Here is a 16,294-nt window from a genome sequence, read left to right as displayed (position 1 = left end):
TTTGTGAAGGCGATTCGCCAAGCGTCGGCGGGCTGTTAACCAGCTGTTGCCGTCACGTTGGGCCGCGAATCGGAATGCCTTCCTAAGTTCTGGGACGTGCCCCCACGTACCGAAAAGACGACCGCCCTCCGGGTAGCCGTACTCGCCGACTCCGACACCCGGTGGAAATGGGGCGCGCTCACCGCGCGCCGCCTCACCGCCGGTGCGTCCGGGGAGTCGGCGCAGCACGTCGAGATCAGCGGACTGCTGCTGCGCGGCCGGGCCACCCCGACCCCGCGCCAGCTCGCCGAGGTCGGCGACGTCGGTATCGAGGCCGGCCGGGTGCGCGAGGTGACGGCCGTCGAATTCCTGCGCACCGTGCGCGACGAGGGGTACGACGTCGTCGTCCTCGCCCTGGTCGGCGGAGCCGTCCAGGCGATGCTGCACGGACTCGCCGCACTGCGGCTGCCCGCCCGGCCCGTCGTCGTCACCGGCTACGTCGGCGTCGTCTACGAGAAGCTCGCCGACGGACTGCTGCTGCGGCACGGCGCCGACATCGTCCTCGCCAACTCCCGCCACGACGCGGAGCGTTTCCGCGCGGTGTACGAGGGAGTGGGCGCCGACGCCTCGGCCGTCACCGAGGCCGCCCTGCCGTTCCTCGGCGGCGAGCCGCACCGCCCGCAGGAGGGCCGCGACACCGTCGTCTTCGCCGCCCAGCCCTCCGTACCGGCCTCCCGCGACGACCGCATGTACCTGCTGCGCAGGCTGGTCGAGCACGCCAGGCTGCACCCGGAGCGCGAGGTGCTGCTGAAGCTGCGCTCCAAGCCCGGCGAGCACACCACCCACATCGAGGAACTCCCCTACCAGCGGCTCGCCGAGAAGCTGCCCGGCGGCCTCCCGCCCAACTTCCGCCTGGTGTACGGGCACATGGGCGAGGTCCTGGACCGCACCGACCTGCTGGTCACGGTCTCCTCGACCGCCGCGCTGGAGTCCCTGCACCGGCGCGTCCCGACCGCGGTCCTCAGCGACCTCGGCGTCCGCGAGGCCCTGGGCAACCACCACTTCATCGGCTCCGGCCTGCTCACCTCCTGGGACCACCTGGACGGGGGCTTCCGCCCGGAACCCGACCCGGAGTGGCTGGCCGGCCAGGGCGTCGCCGCCGACGGCACGTACGCCACGGCCTACGACCACGCCCGCGCCCGCGTCGACGCCCTGCTCGCCGCCGCCCGGCTGTCCGACCTCGCCCCCTACTACACGCCCGCCACGGCCCCCGGCTACCTCCCCGGCATCCTCGCCCGCCACCACCTCGCCCCCGACGGCCACCCGCTGCCGGGCGCCGAACGGCCCCGCGAGACCGGCGGAGTGCGCGGCGCGGTCCGCGAAGCGGTCCGGGAGGCGGCGCGCGGCGCGTACCGGCAGGGCGTCCAGCGGGTCGCCCCGGTGATCCGACGGATGGGCGAGCTGTGAACACCACTTCAGGAGCAGAGATGACCCCGACCCCCACCGTGCTCGCCGTGATCCCCGCCCGCGGCGGATCCAAGGGCGTACCGGCCAAGAACCTCGCCCAGGTCGGCGGCGTACCGCTGATCGCCCGCGCCGTACGCGCCTGCCTGGCCTCCCGCGAGGTCACGGACGTCGTCGTGACGACCGACGACGCGGCCATCGCCGACGCGGCCCGCGCCGCGGGCGACACACTGGGCGCGCCCGAGCGGCTGCACATCGTCCAGCGCCCCGCGGCCATCGCCGGGGACAGGTCCAGCAGCGAGGACGCGGTGCTGCACGCCCTGGACGCCTACGAGGCGATGCGCGAGCGGACGGCCGACGTGGTGCTGCTGGTCCAGTGCACCAGCCCCTTCGTCGTACGGGAGGACATCGACGGCGTCGCCGCCGCGGTCGCCCACGACGGCGCCGACACGGCGGTCACGGTCGCCCCCTTCCACGGCTTCCTCTGGCGCGACGGCAGCGCGATCGAGGAGGACAACTACGGCGTCAACCACGACAAGTCCGTACGGCAGATGCGCCAGGACCGCCCCGAGGACCTCCTCGAAACGGGCACCGCGTACGCCATGAACGCCGAGGGCTTCCGCACCCACCGCCACCGCTTCTTCGGCCACACCGCCCTGGTGCGCACCGACGCCGCGCGGGTCCTGGAGATCGACGACCCGCACGACCTGGCCCGCGCCCGCGCCCTCGCGCCGCTGCTCGACGCCTCGCCGCTGCCCACCCTCGACGACATCGACGCGGTCGTCCTCGACTTCGACGGCACGCAGACCGACGACCGGGTCCTCATCGACGCCGACGGACGCGAGATCGTCGCCGTCCACCGCGGCGACGGCCTCGGCATCGCCGCCCTGCGCAAGGCCGGGCTGCCGCTGCTGATCCTCTCCAGCGAGCAGAACCCGGTCGTCGCCGCCCGCGCCCACAAGCTCCGCATCCCGGTCCTGCACGGCATCGACCGCAAGGACCAGGCACTCAAGCAGTGGTGCGACGAACAGTCCATCGCCCCCGAACGTGTCCTCTACGTCGGCAACGACGTCAACGACCTGCCGTGCTTCGCACTCGCCGGCTGGCCCGTCGCCGTCGCGAGCGCCCACGACTCGGTACGGGCGGCCGCACGCGCCGTCACGACCACCCCCGGCGGCTTCGGCGCCATCCGCGAGATCGCGGCCTGGCTGCTCGGCCCCACCCTCACGACTCCCACTGCCCAGTCCCCCAAGTAATCCCCGGGTCCCCCAAACCCGCTCTAGCTAAGGAAACACACCTCATGAACGCCTCCCGTCTGCGCACCCTCGGCACCCGCACCGCCGGCCCCGGCAACCCCGTCTACGTCACCGGCGAGATCGGCATCAACCACAACGGCGACCTCGACAACGCCCTCGCCCTGATCGACGTGGCCGCCGAAGCCGGCTGCGACGCCGTCAAGTTCCAGAAGCGCACCCCGGAGATCTGCACCCCGCGCGACCAGTGGGACATCGAGCGCGACACCCCCTGGGGCCGGATGACCTACATCGACTACCGCCACCGCGTCGAGTTCGGCGAGGCCGAGTACCAGGCCATCTCCGAGCACTGCGCCAAGCGCGGCATCGACTGGTTCGCCTCCCCGTGGGACACCGAGGCCGTCGCCTTCCTGGAGAAGTTCGACGTCCCCGCCCACAAGGTCGCCTCCGCCTCCCTCACCGACGACGAGCTGCTGCGCGCCCTGCGCGCCACCGGCCGCACGGTCATCCTCTCCACCGGCATGTCGACCCCGCGCCAGATCCGCCACGCGGTCGAGGTCCTCGGCTCGGACAACATCCTTCTCTGCCACGCCACTTCGACGTACCCGGCCAAGGCCGAGGAGCTGAACCTGCGGGTCATCAACACCCTCCAGCAGGAGTACCCCAACGTCCCGATCGGCTACAGCGGCCACGAGACCGGCCTCCAGACGACCCTCGCCGCCGTCGCCCTCGGCGCCGCGTTCGTCGAGCGCCACATCACCCTCGACCGCGCCATGTGGGGCTCCGACCAGGCCGCCTCCGTCGAGCCGCAGGGCCTCACCCGCCTCGTCCGCGACATCCGCACCATCGAGGCCTCGCTCGGCGACGGCGTCAAGAAGGTGTACGAGTCCGAGCTCGGCCCGATGAAGAAGCTCCGCCGGGTCGCGGGCGTCGTCGCCGAGAGCACCGAGGCGGCCCCGGCCGCCGAGCCGGTCGCGGTCTGACGGGCCGACCGGTGAACCTCGCCTTCGTCGAGAGCCCGGTCCAGCTCCTGAACGTCCTGGAGTGGGCCTACACAGAGGGAGGCGGCGACCGGGTCCTCACGGACATCACGGTCGTCGTCCTCCCCCCGGTCGACCCGATGTCGCGCGGTCAGCTGCGCCGGATGGCGGAGCTGGCCCGCGACGAGGGCGTCAACGTCCGCTGGCAGGAGGCGCGCGGCGGCGCGGGCGCCCCCCTGAAGAGCCTGCGCGAGCTGTCCGGACTCGTCCGCAGGGCGGAACACGTCGTCATCGGCGACCCGTTCTCCCGGTACGTACAACTCCTGCTCACCATGGTCCGGGCCCGCCGCCTCACCGTGGTCGACGACGGCACGGCCACCATGGAGTTCGTCGCCCAGCTCGCGCGCGGCGAACGCCTGGTGCGCTGGCACCGCAAGGGCAGCTCGGGCCCGCGCGAACTGGTCCTGGCCCCGGTCACGGCCCGCGCCCGCAGCCGCTTCACCCCGTCCGCCGACCGTACGGTCGAGGTCTTCACGGCCATGCCGGTCGAGGCTCCGCCCGGCGTGAGAGTCACCCCCAACACCTTCGCCTGGACCCGTGCCCGCTTCGGCCCGCCGCTGCTCACCAAGGGCGCGGACCTGGTCGGCACGTCGCTGGTCGAGACGGGCGTGGTCGACCGGGACCAGTACCTGGAGGCCGTCGCGTCCCTGTCCCGCACCCACGGCGCGACCCGCTACTTCGCGCACCGCCGCGAGTCCACCGAGAAGCTCCACGCCCTGGAGGCCGCCACCGGCCTGGAGATCGTCCGCCCCGACCTCCCCCTGGAACTCATCGCCCGCCGTGGCCCCATCGGCCGCACGGTCCTCAGCTTCCCCTCCACGGTCGTCCACACCCTGCCCCTGGCCCTGGCCGGCACCGAGGTGAAGGTCGCGGTCTGCGACATCGCCCCGGAATGGCTCCGCGACACGGCGTCCCCGCGCGCCCAGGGCTTCCTGAGCGGCGTCACGGAGACCGCCCGCGACGTACAGCGTCTGGCGCCCTGGCGGGCGACGGCGGTGACGGAGGCGTAGGACCGCGACTCTCCGCTCCACACGCGATCGGGGTGCTCGCACAGGGTGTTGCCCCGGTTATCGTGAGTCACGTCACATACCGCATGTCCCGTTTGGGGTGATGGGGTGTGGAACATCCCTCTGGCTGGACACGTGGCCTCTACATAGAGTCCTGCAAGATTCCCTTTCTCAGGGAATCTTCATCTTCTTGGGGCTGGGGTGGGGATTGTGTGGAGACGCTTGCGCTGCAGAAAAGGGGCTGGAGCGGTGGTGGCCGCCGCCACCTTGAGCCTCATTGCAGGGGGAGCGCTGACACCGCAAGCGGCAGCGGCACCCTCCGCGCCGCGAACGCCCAAATCCGCAGGGGCGGTTGGAAGCGACGCCGAGGCGAGTGTCGAGGCAGCTCAGGAAGCCGCAAAACGTACCGACCGTCCGGTCGAAGTCATGTCGCTGCGCGGGGAGAGCCGCGATGTCTTCGCGACGCCCGACGGAAATCTTGAGGCCCGGGAGTATCTGCGCCCGGTGAGGGCCCGGGTCGGGGGCGAGTGGCAGTCGATCGACACCGCGCTGACGCGATCCGGCGATGGCGATGTCGCGCCGAATGTGAGCACCGTCGACCTCGCGTTCTCCGGAGGCGGCCGGGCGCCGCTGGTCCGGATGAAAAGGGCGGGCCGCGAACTGGCCCTGTCATGGCCGGGAGATCTGCCCGCGCCGGAGCTGGACGGTGCGACCGCGACGTATGGCAATGTCCTCCCCGACGTCGACCTCCGGATGGAAGCCCAGGAGGACGGATTCACCCAGCTGCTGGTGGTGAAGTCGGCACAGGCCGCGAAGAGCGAGAAACTTGCCGAACTGCGCCTCAAGCTCGCCGCCGACGGCATGGAGGTGAACTCCACGGCCGACGGCGGACTCCAGGCGGTTGACCAGGGCGCGAAGGGGCCTGTGTTCGAGGCGCCGAAGCCGATGATGTGGGACTCGAGCTCCGCCGCGCCGGAAGGCTCGGCGAAGATCGCGGCGCCGAACCGTTCGGCTGCGACGGCAGAGCCGGCGGACGATGCGGCGCCGACGGAGTCGGGCCGACGCGCCCCGGTGGGAGTGGCGATCGCGCCGGGCGGCGATGAACTGGTGCTGACGCCGGACGCCGATCTGCTGAAGGGTGACGACACCAAGTACCCCGTGTTCATCGACCCGCAGTGGTATTCGCCGAGGGCCTCGACCTGGACGATGGCCTCGAAGTACTGGGCTTCGTCCCCGCAGTGGAAGTTCAACGGCGAGTCCACCGCAGGTATGGGGTACTGCAACTGGAGCTACTGCGCACCCAACGACACCAAGCGGTTGTTCTACCGGATCCCCACATCGACGTTCGCGGGCAAGTCGATCCTGTCGGCGGAGTTCGTGGTCCGGAACACCTGGTCGGCCTCCTGCTCGGCACGCAGCGTCCAGCTGTGGCGGACGAAGGACATCTCCTCGTCCACGACCTGGAACTCGCAGAACGCCGCAGGTTTCTGGATCAAGAAGCTGAAGACCGAGTCCTTCGCGTACGGCTTCGACGGGTGTTCCGCGAAGGACGCGGAGTTCGACGTGAAGTCCGCTGTGCAGGAAGCGGCGAACGGTAGATGGTCCACGATGACGTTCGGCCTCCAGGCCGACGACGAGTCGGACAAGTACGGCTGGAAGCGGTTCTCGGACAAGGCGTTTCTGCGGGTGAAGTACAACCGCCCGCCGGCGCAGGTGAAGATGTCGCAGCTGACGATGGAGTACGGCGGCACGTGCAAGCGGCCGGACAGTGCTGCCCGTGTCCGCACCTTGGGAAAGATCTACGCCGACAATGTGACGGACCCGGATGGTGACAGCGTCTCGGTGCAGTTCCAAGCATCGTGGGACGCGGGGGACGGCAAGGGAACCATTGCTCGGTGGAGTCCGGCGAGGACAACCTCGAAGCCTTCCGGTTCGGGCTTCAAGATCAGTCTGCCGACTTCGATCCCGGCGAATAAGCAGATTGCCTGGTACGTCCGCTCGTACGACGGAGCCCAGTACTCGCCGTGGTCCACTGCGGGCGATCCCACGGGCTGCTACTTCACGTACGACACTTCGGTTCCCAAGGCCCCGTCCGTCTCCTCGGGCGACTACCCGGCCTCCGACCCTGGGAACCCGGAGGATCCTTGGTACGACGGGGTCGGTAAGTATGGTGCGTTCGAAGTGAAGGCCGCTGAAAATGACGTCACAAAGTACCAGTACGGGATCAATGGTTCTCCGCTGCAGAAGAACGAGGTAGCCACAACGGGCGGGGCGGCAAGGGTCCTCCAGATCCTTCCTTCCGAGCCTGGGCTGAACTTCCTCACAGTCCGGTCGTTCGACGCGGCTGGGAACGGAAGCGAAGAACGCACCTACTACTTCCGGGTCAAGGCCGGCCAACCGGAGAAGGCCACCTGGCGCATGGACGATGAGGCCGGGGCATCCGAAGTGCAGGGGACCGCGGGCGCCCGTGTAGCCACGCTGCGGGGAGGAGCGACCGCTGGTGTTCCGGGGGCCGTCGGAACGGCTGTGTCGTTCGACGGCGTGGACGACTACGCGGTGACGGACATTCCCACCGTTGCCACCGAGACGGGATTCTCGGTTACGGCGTGGGTCAACCTGTCCAAGATGCCGGATGCGGCGGCGATCATCGCCGCCCAGACGGGCAACTACAGCCCGAGCTTCGAGTTGTACTACTCCAAGGCGTACGACCGCTGGGTCTTCAATCAGTACACGTCCGACACGACGACAGCCGGAGCCGTACGCGTCATGGCAGCCACGCCGGGCGGGGTCACCACCGGGCAGTGGACGCATCTGGTCGGCACCTACAGCTCGGCGTCGAAGGAACTGAAGCTGTACGTCCAGGGCGTACTTGTGGGAACGACCCCGTACAGCACACCGTGGGATGCTCGTCGAGGACTGCAGATCGGGGCCGGCTCGTACAGCGGCCAGACCGCTTCGTACTTTCCCGGTGCCATCGACGACGTGCGGATCTTCGACAAGCCGATCTCGGAGGCGGAGGTCACCAGCCTCTACAAAAAGCAGCCCATCGGCTCAGGCCGACCGGCCCGCGCGGTGTTCCCCATGGACGAAGCGGCGGGGGCTACGGAGATCACCGGGCATGCCGACGTCCACCCGGCCGTGCTCAAGGGCGATGCCGTCACTGGCCAGCCCGGCATGGACGGCAATGCACTCACCCTCGACGGGGTCGGTGACTACGCCGTTTCCGGTGCCCCTCATCTCAACAACCAACGCAGCTTCACCGTGTCGGCGTGGGCGAAAATGCCGAAGACCAAGCCGAATCACGCAGCGATCATCGCCACCCAGACCAGTGTTCACAAACCGGGCTTCGAGCTCTACTACTCAAACGCTTACGACCGCTGGGTGTTCAACCAGTTCGTATCCGACAGCTCGGACTCGACCGCTGTCCGTGCCATGCAGCCCGAAGGCACGACTGCGTACGGCGGCGACTGGGTGCACCTGGTCGGCGTGCTGGACACTGTGGTCGACCGGCTGACGCTCTACGTCAATGGCGTCGAAGCAGGTCAGGCCAAGGCCGCCGCTACTTGGTACGCGGGAGGTCCCGTGCAGATCGGGGCCGGTTCGTACGACGGACAGCCGGACTCGTACTTCCCCGGCCAGATCGACGACGTCCGTTTCTACGACCGGCCGGTGTCTGCCGGAGAGGTCCAGCAGATGTTCCGGCAGAGCCCGGTGCTCAAGGGGCGTTGGAACTTCGAGGGGACGACGGCCGGTACGCCCCCGAGCACTCCGGATTCCGCAGGACAGTCTCAGTCGATGAACCTGTACGGGGGAGCGAAGACCGGGCCGGGGACGATCGACGCCAACGGCCTTCAGCTGAACGGCGTCGATTCCTATGCCGAGGTCCGAGCTGTGCCGGTCGACACGAGTTCGAGTTTCACGGTGACCGCATGGGCTCAGGCGGCCGCCCTGCCGAACCATCCGATGACTGTGGTCAGTGCTGCGGGAAGTAAGCGAAGTGCCTTTGACGTCCGCTTCCAGCCTGATCCCGCCGATCCTGGGGAGCTTGGGCGCTGGGAGCTGACACTTCCGGATTCGAATAGTTCGACCGCTGCGGTCAAGCAGGTCAGCAGCACGGAGTTCTTCGATGTCCGTGACTGGAACCACCTGGCAGTGGTCTACGACGGCTTCGCCAGGGAGGCCCGCCTCTATGTCAACGGCGTACTCCAGGAAGTCGCGTGTGGTGACAACGACGGAGATGGCACCGCGGACGACGGCGCCTGCCAAGACCTCGTTGCTTGGGCGGATGACGTGCTGACGTTCAAGGCCGACAAGACCATGCAGGTGGGACGCGCGATGTCGGACACCGCAGGCGGGTACTTCGCAGGGACGATCGACGACGTCTGGGCCTTCCAAGGAGCGTTGAACAGCAGCCAGGTCAGCTATCTCGCCAACACCTGGTTCGACATTCCGACCGAGGTTCCGTCCGGCAACTGATGTCGCCGAGCGGGGGCGCCGAGTCGGGTCAGCACGCCCGATCGGAGCCTCCGCTTCCAGTCGAACAGCAAGAGCGTTTCCTTTCAGTTTCGCGTTGCGCCCGAGTTCATCGGCGAGCGGCGCCTGGCAGTGATGGATAACACCACGCATGAGACGCAGAGCAGGATTCACCTTCAGGAACAGAGTGTTCCGGCGGACATCGTTGGCGGTTTCCACCGTGATGGTCGCCGCCTTGCTCCAGGCAGTGGCAACTCCGGCCTCAACAGCGGCGACCCCCGAATTGCCCGGGTTGCCATCGGCGGAGAAACCTGTTGCGGGAGCCAGAGGCGTCAAGGCCAAGCCGCGAGCCCGGACACCCGGGCCCAAGGTCCCATCGAAGGCCCCGGAGGCAATGCTGCCTCAATCCTCCGTGGTGACGATCGCGATGCCCGAGGCCGACGCGAAGGGTGCGAAACGCTTCGCCACCCCCGAGAAGCAGCCGCTCGGTATCGGCCGGAGCCAGGGCAAGACATCGGCCAAGGTACGGAACGGTGCGGCGTCTCCCTCGCCGAGGAGTGTGACCTCGCGCGTCCTCGGACGTGAGCAGGCGCAACGGGTCGGCGTGAGCGGAGCCTTGTTCAGCCTCACTCCGAAGACTGTGGACTCCGCCTCCGCCTCCGGGTCGGAACAGACCTCTGTCGCCCTGACTGTCGACTACTCCGCCTACTCCGAGCTGTTCGGTGGCTCCTACGCCTCACGCATGCAACTGGTCGAACTGCCGGCCTGCGCACTCACGACCCCGGACAAGAAGCGATGCCGTTCCGGCGAACCTATAGCAGCCACCAACGACACGGCAGAGCGCACGCTGACGGCGAAGTCGTTGAGTCTGCGGACAGGGGGGCCGACGGTCCTGGCCGCGACGGCCTCGGCCTCAGGTGACAAGGGAGACTACAAAGCGACGCCCCTGTCCCCGTCCTCCACCTGGCGCACCAATCTCAGCACTGGTGACTTCACCTGGTCGTACGCCATCGACACCCCCGATGTCCCGGGAGGCATGAAGCCGACCGTCGGCCTCTCCTACTCGTCCGGCGCCATCGACGGCCGGACCGGCGGGACGAACAACCAGGGGTCCTGGGTCGGTGACGGCTTCGACATGTGGCCCGGGTTCATCGAGCGCCGCTACAAACCGTGCGCGGACGACGGTGTGAAGAACGCGGACGGCAGCAAGCCCGGCGACATGTGCTGGGCGTACGACAACGCGTTCATCTCTTTCAACGGCTCGGGCGGGGAACTGGTCCCTGCGGGCAACGACGAGTTCAAGCTGAAGCACGACGACGGCACTCGGATCAAGCGGCTGAAGTCCACCAACCGCGGCAATGAAGACAACGACGGCGAGTACTGGCGTCTGACCGACCCGGACGGCACCCGCTACTACTTCGGATACAACCGGCTGCCCGGATGGAGCACGGGCAAGGCGACCACGGACTCCACCTGGACACTGCCGGTCTACGGGAACAACACCGGTGAGGAGTGCCACGCCGAGACGTTCGCCGACTCCTGGTGCCAGCAGGCATGGCGGTGGAACCTCGACTACGTCGTCGATAGCCACGGCAACGCCGTCACCTACCACTACACCAAGGAGACCAACTCCTACGGCCGCAACCTGAAGGCCGGCGACGACACCGCGTACACCCGCGGCGGCTATCTGAAGCGCATCGACTACGGGCAGAAGTCGTCCGCTCTGTACGGCACCAAGCCGCTGGCCCAGGTCGCTTTCGACAGTGCCGAGCGATGCCTGCCGGAGTCCGGGGTCACCTGTGCCGCAGACACCATCGACACCAAGTCCTTCTATTGGTACGACACGCCCTGGGATCTGAACTGCAAGGCCGACACCACCTGTGACAACGGCCGACTGTCGCCCTCTTTCTGGACACGTAAGCGGCTGACAAACATCACGACCCAGACCCTCAAGTCCGACGGCACGTATGCCAAGGTCGATTCCTGGAAGTTCGACCACCGCTGGGGCAAGGCCGACACCGACTACCAGCTGCTGCTGGACAGCATTCAGCACACAGGTGAGTCCGCGACGCCCAGCATCACTCTGCCGAAGGCGACGTTCGCCTACGAGGATCTCGCCAACCGGCTCGACAAGACCGGCGACGGTTTCGCGCCCTTCATCAAGTCGCGGCTGTTCTCCATCGCGGACGAGTACGGCGGTCAGATCACTGCCAACTATTCAGAACCGGTTTGCAACTGGAGCTCCCTGCCGACCCCGGAGACCAACACCACGCGTTGCTTCCCTCAGTACATCGGTGGCAGCGACTCCGACCCCGCCACGCAGCACTGGTTCAACAAGTACGTGACCAAATCCGTAACGGGGACGGACCGCATCGGCGGCGCACCCGACCAGGTCACCCGTTACGACTACCTCGGGGATGCCGCTTGGCACTTCGATGACGACGACGGTCTGACCAAGGAGAAGGAGAAGACCTGGTCCCAGTGGCGGGGCTACGGTCAGGTCCAGGTCCGGACCGGCGGCCAGGGCGGCGACGCCGCCATGAAGACACAGCAGGACTCCTACTTCCTGCGAGGCATGGACGGCGACCGGAAGAATGCGTCCGGCGGGACGAAGACCGTCGCGGTGACTCTTGCCGCAGGTGAGGGCGACCCGATCACGGACCACGAGACCGCTGCCGGGTTCGGCTACAAGTCCGTCTCGTACGACAAGCCCGGCGGCAAGGTACTCGCTAAGTCGGTCAACAGGCCCTGGTACCACGAAACTGCGAAGAAGGTCCGAGACTGGGGCACGGTGACGGCCAACTTCATCGGCACCACCGCCACCAAGCAATGGATCTCGCTCGACAACGGCGCCGGGGCCAAATGGCGTACCACCTCGACGGCCGTCAAGCAGGACACCATCGCGGGACGGGCCATTCAGGTCGACGATTTCGGGGACGACGCAACCACGGCGGACGACCAGTGCACCCGCACCACGTACCCGGAGGTGACCGACGTCAATCTGCTCAACCTTCCCACCCGGGTGGAGACGGTCACGAAGGCATGCGATGCCACGACCGACCGCTCCAAGGACGTTCTCTCGGACACCCGCACCGCCTACGACGGAGGCGCGTACGGCGCTGCCCCCACCAAGGGCGATGCATCCGCGATCGCCACACTGAAGAGCCACGACGGCACCAAGGCCACCTACCTGGAGTCGGGTGCCACCTACGACGGCTACGGTCGTCCGCTGACGAGTACGGACCTGGTGGCCGATGTCACCGTGACGGGAACGGGTGACCCGGTCCGCACCGTTCGCAAGGACGGGCGCACGACGACCACGGCGTACACCCCGGCAACGGGGCAGGCCACCGAGATCAAGGTGACCACGCCTCCCGCGAACGCGGCCGATGCGGCTTCGGCACAGACGACTACCACCACCGTCGATCCTGTGCGCGGTCTCGTGGTGAAGCAGACCGACACCAACAGCAATGTGACTGAACTGGCTTACGACGCCTTGGGCAGGTCCACCAAGGTGTGGCTGCCGGACCGGCGTAACAGCCAGGTTCCCAGTCAGGAGTTCGTTTACACGGTTGCCGACAAGACAGTCGCCGTCGCGACCAAGACCCTGAACAACAGTGGTGGTCAGGTCACGTCGTACGCCCTCTACGACGGATTCCTGCGCGACCGCCAGACCCAGACCCCGGGCCCGGACGGTGGCAGCATCGTCGCGGACGCCTTCTACGACGAACGTGGTCTTGCAGCCAAGACGTTCGCGCCGTACTACACGACAGGAAAGCCGAACGTCCAGATCTTCAAGCCGGCTGACGCGCTGTCCGTGGAGACTCAGACTCGCGCCACCTTCGACGGCCTGAATCGCGCGGTGGAAACCCAGCAGATCGCGGGCAACGGCGACGGTGGAGCGGTGCTCAACACCACCAGGACCACGTTCGGCGGCGACCGCACCACCATCGTTCCGCCTGTGGGTGGCACCGCGACAACCACTCTCACCGACGCCCGTGGCAACACGACCGAGTTGCGTCAGCACCACAGCCGCTCGGCTGATGCCGCCTTCGACACCACCACGTACAAGTACACGCCACGTGGTGAACTGCAGAAGGTGACCGATCCCGCCGGTAACAGCTGGAGCTACGGATACGACCAGCGCGGACGCCAGACTGCCGCTGCCGACCCGGATAAGGGCACCACCAGCAACACCTATGACGACCGGGGGCAGCTGACCTTCGTCAAGGGTTCGCGAACCGATGTCCCGGGCCTGGCCTACCTCTACGACGACCTCGGGCGACAGACCGAAGTACGTGAGGGCTCGGCCACGGGCACGCTGCGGACCAAGCAGGTGTACGACACTCTCACCGGCGCGAAGGGGCAACTCGCCGAATCCACCCGTTACGTCGGCGGCCAGGCGTACACCTCCAAGGTCACTGACTACGACCGGCTCTATCGCCCGATCAAGACAGCTGTCACGATCCCGGCAGCCGAAGGGAAACTGCAGGGCACCTACCAGGCAGGCACGTCCTACTTGCCGTCGGGACTGCCTGACGCCGTCAGTTACTCCGCAGCCGGCTCGCTACCCGGAGGCTCGTCCAACATCACCTACGAGGACGAAACCCTTCGGCCGGTCACGGTCTACGGCGAGGGCATGACATCGAGCGTCGCCTACAGCCTGACCGGCAAGCCTCTGCAGTACACGATGAGCCTGACCGGCAGCGCCAAGAAGACCCAGGTGACCAATGCCTACGAGTGGGGTACCCAGCGGCTCGCGACTTCACGTGTCGACCGCCAGGACCAGCCCGGTGTCGACCGCAACGTCACCTACCGGTACGACGAGGCCGGCAACGTCCGGTCGATGGCGGACGTCTCCCGTAGTGGCACCGACAACCAGTGCTTCAATTACGACTACCTGGGCCGCGTAACTGAGGCATGGACTCAGCCCCTCACCACCTGCGCGACGGCTCCGTCCGGTACCCAGATCGGCGGACCCGCCCCGTACTGGCAGAGTTTCACCTACGACAAGTCCGGCAACCGCGCCACCGAAATCCAGCACGACATCGCCGGTGACGCCACCAAGGACACCAATCGGACCTACGACTACCCGACCCCCGGGAAGCCGCAGGCCCACTCCCTCAGCTCCGTCACCACGGCGGCTCCTTCGGGAACCACGACCAGCTCCTACGCTTACGACCCGAGCGGCAACACCACGGCCCGCCCCGGTCAGAAGCTGACCTGGGACGCCGAAGGCCACCTCTCCGAAGTCACCGAGAACGGCAAGACCACCACCTACCTCTACGACGCGGCGGGTAACCGGCTCATCAGCCGGACCAGTACCGAGGCCACGCTCTACCTGGGCAACACCGAGGTCACACTTCCCACCGGAGCCGACAAGGCGAAGGCGACGCGCTACTTCGACCTCGGGGGCGGCCAGACGGCCATCCGCGCGGACGACGGCACCTTCTCCTTCACCATCGCCGACCATCACGGAACCGGCGAACTCGCCGTCCAGGCCGCAGACCTGGCCCTCACCCAACGCCGCACGCTCCCCTTCGGCGCGATCCGCGGCCAGACCCCGACAGCGTGGCCCAGTACCAAGGGCTTCGTAGGCGGTACCGACGACACCAAAGCCACCGGTCTCACCCACCTCGGCGCCCGCGAATACGACCCCGAACTCGGCCGCTTCATCTCCGTCGACCCGCTCCTCGACCTGGCCGACCCGCAGCAGATGAACGGCTACACCTACGGCAACAACAACCCCGCCACGCTCAGCGATTCGAGCGGGCTGCGTCCTGACGGGCCGGCAGGTGGAGCGGACTACAACGACCAATACACAAATGGTCGCTACAACGGATCAGCCGGCAGCGGTTGGTTCACAGATAGTTCGGGTGGTTGGAGCTACCGCAGCCAGCAGTACTATCCGGGATACACAGGCAGCAAGGCGGGTGGTGTCACTCTGACGTCCACCATCTGGTCTCAGCAGGCCCGGTCCGCAGGAACGAACCGGCACGGTTCCTCAAGCATTCCTGAAAAAAAGGAACTCCCAAAGAATTTCTATACGCAGTATGTGGCTCCGGTACTAGTGTCATTCATCCTCCCCGATGTCGATTCCTGGGGTGAGTGCATCGGTTCATGGGGAGCTGGGAGTTGTGCTGCGGCTGCCACGGATCTTCCATTTCTCAAACCCTTGAAGGCAGTCAAAGCCATCAAGCGGGTCGTGGAAAAGGGAAAAAAATTCTTCGGAAAGTGTCATAGCTTTCTCCCGGGCACTGAGGTCCTACTTGCTGACGGCACCACGAAGAAGATCGAGGATGTCAAGGAAGGCGATAAGGTCCTTTCTACCGATCCCGAAGCGGGAGAAAGCGGCTCAAAAGAGGTCGTAGCGACCATCCGTACTGAGGATGACAAGGACTTCACTGACCTCACCGTCGAGACGGACGATGGTCGATCCTCGATCGTCGCCACTGACACTCACCCGTTCTGGTCCACTGACCAGCACAAGTGGATCGACGCAGGTGACATCAAGCCTGGAACCCAGCTGCGAACGTCCGACAATCACTCGGTCGAGGTCGTCGCGACACGCCACTACAAGAAGCAGCAGCGGACTTACGACCTCACTGTTAACGACATCCACACGTACTATGTGCTGGCGGGGGCCACGCCGGTCCTTGTTCACAACTGCAATCCGCTCGACGGCATCGCGGACGAGTTGGCAGGCAGCAAGATTACGACTGGTCAGGTCGTTGATGATGCTGGAAATAAAGTCGGAGCTCCTGTATCAAGCGGTGAGAATGGTTCATTCGTGCAAGTGGGGGACGCGCTCAGAAAGTCTGGCGTGCCTCACGACGCTGCAGGTGGGTTCGCGGCCGCATCTCATGTAGAAACCAAGATCGCTTTGGCTATGAGAAGCAATGGCGTTCAGAGGGCGACAGTCGTAATCAATAATTCTGACGGGGTTTGTTCTGGTCCCTATTCATGCATGACTGGGGTGTCTGCAATTCTACCAAGAGGGTCTAGCCTGACATCCGTTTGGCGCACTGAAGAGGGCTGGCACGGGGTAACTATGCTGGGCGGCGGTTAATCTTAAGAG

General features: G+C 66.7%; 6 protein-coding genes. All 6 read left to right on the top strand.

Features of this window, described 5'->3' with window-relative positions:
- Positions 1 to 96 precede the first annotated feature (96 nt).
- The 6 genes from ACFV8T_RS05735 (at position 97) to ACFV8T_RS05710 (ending at position 16,285) form a co-directional block, all read left to right on the top strand.
- Positions 97 to 1,446, top strand: coding sequence for a DUF6716 putative glycosyltransferase (locus tag ACFV8T_RS05735; protein WP_385325000.1), 1,350 nt, complete (start codon positions 97 to 99; stop codon positions 1,444 to 1,446).
- A 20-nt stretch (positions 1,447 to 1,466) separates the two neighbouring features.
- Positions 1,467 to 2,699 carry a cytidylyltransferase domain-containing protein gene (locus ACFV8T_RS05730; protein ID WP_385324997.1) on the top strand — a complete coding sequence of 411 codons (1,233 nt, stop codon included), beginning with the start codon at positions 1,467 to 1,469 and terminating at the stop codon, positions 2,697 to 2,699.
- Between the two features lie 44 nt (positions 2,700 to 2,743).
- Entirely contained in the window at positions 2,744 to 3,679 is a 936-nt protein-coding gene (locus ACFV8T_RS05725; RefSeq protein ID WP_385324994.1) for an N-acetylneuraminate synthase family protein, read from the top strand.
- Between the two features lie 11 nt (positions 3,680 to 3,690).
- Positions 3,691 to 4,746: a hypothetical protein gene (locus ACFV8T_RS05720; protein WP_266415200.1), complete on the top strand. Its 1,056-nt coding sequence runs from the start codon at positions 3,691 to 3,693 to the stop codon at positions 4,744 to 4,746.
- 423 nt (positions 4,747 to 5,169) lie between these two features.
- A complete protein-coding gene (locus tag ACFV8T_RS05715; RefSeq protein WP_385324991.1) occupies positions 5,170 to 9,219 on the top strand; it encodes a LamG-like jellyroll fold domain-containing protein in 4,050 nt (1,349 codons plus the stop codon).
- A 220-nt stretch (positions 9,220 to 9,439) separates the two neighbouring features.
- Positions 9,440 to 16,285 (top strand): DddA-like double-stranded DNA deaminase toxin, encoded by a 6,846-nt coding sequence (locus tag ACFV8T_RS05710; RefSeq protein ID WP_385325546.1) that lies wholly within the window; start codon positions 9,440 to 9,442, stop codon positions 16,283 to 16,285.
- The last annotated feature ends 9 nt before the right edge of the window (positions 16,286 to 16,294 follow it).

Source organism: Streptomyces sp. NPDC059832 (assembly GCF_042731715.1).
GTDB lineage: Bacteria > Actinomycetota > Actinomycetes > Streptomycetales > Streptomycetaceae > Streptomyces.
The sequence above is the reverse complement of the archived record's forward strand: the minus strand, read 5'-3'. Positions and strand labels throughout refer to the sequence as shown.

What these genes read in the sequence shown, in the direction of transcription:
- ACFV8T_RS05710 (WP_385325546.1), top strand. Translation starts at nt 9,440, where the DNA reads ATGGTCGCCGCCTTGCTCCAGGCAGTGGCAACTCCGGCCTCAACAGCG.
- ACFV8T_RS05730 (WP_385324997.1), top strand. Translation starts at nt 1,467, where the DNA reads ATGACCCCGACCCCCACCGTGCTCGCCGTGATCCCCGCCCGCGGCGGA.
- ACFV8T_RS05715 (WP_385324991.1), top strand. Translation starts at nt 5,170, where the DNA reads ATGTCGCTGCGCGGGGAGAGCCGCGATGTCTTCGCGACGCCCGACGGA.
- ACFV8T_RS05725 (WP_385324994.1), top strand. Translation starts at nt 2,744, where the DNA reads ATGAACGCCTCCCGTCTGCGCACCCTCGGCACCCGCACCGCCGGCCCC.